Annotated in this window: 1 protein-coding gene; it reads left to right on the top strand. The window is 59.7% G+C overall.

The window, feature by feature from the left end; translation table 11 throughout:
- Positions 1 to 274: 274 nt before the first annotated feature.
- On the top strand, positions 275 to 457 hold a 183-nt coding region (locus tag ACODT0_RS42425), incomplete at its 3' end, for a hypothetical protein (RefSeq protein WP_489044054.1).

Genomic DNA, 457 nt, shown 5'->3' with positions numbered 1-457 from the left:
GTCACCCCATCCATTTAGTCGCGATTGCCATTCGCGTTCTGCAGACCATCCCTAGAGTAGATGCCCCTCTCACTCACCACCCCACCTAGGGAAGCAGAAAGGCGCAACACACCAACCACACCAAGACGTTCAAAGACTGCCCGCCCCGCAGCAGGCCGTCGTTGCCAAAGCAGCGACGCAAATGCGAGGTACCAAAAGGCGACGGCCAGGGTGTCGTGAGCACCCCAGCCGTCTAACCAAGTTCGTGCAATACCCTCGAAAGGAACGCACAAAAATGGCTACCAAGACTATAGCCCGGCGTCGCATGCCGGTATCTCCCGGAGAAAGCGCCCAAGGCCCGGCCGATCTCCTCGAAAACACCCTTTCCCAACTCGAAGCGCTGCTGTGGGCCTCCCACGGAAGGGACATCGATTGGTGCAGCGGTGACGGGCCTCGCCAACTGGACAACCTGCTCTGG

It is taken from the genome of Variovorax sp. FG153, from assembly GCF_057809595.1.
The sequence above is the reverse complement of the archived record's forward strand: the minus strand, read 5'-3'. Positions and strand labels throughout refer to the sequence as shown.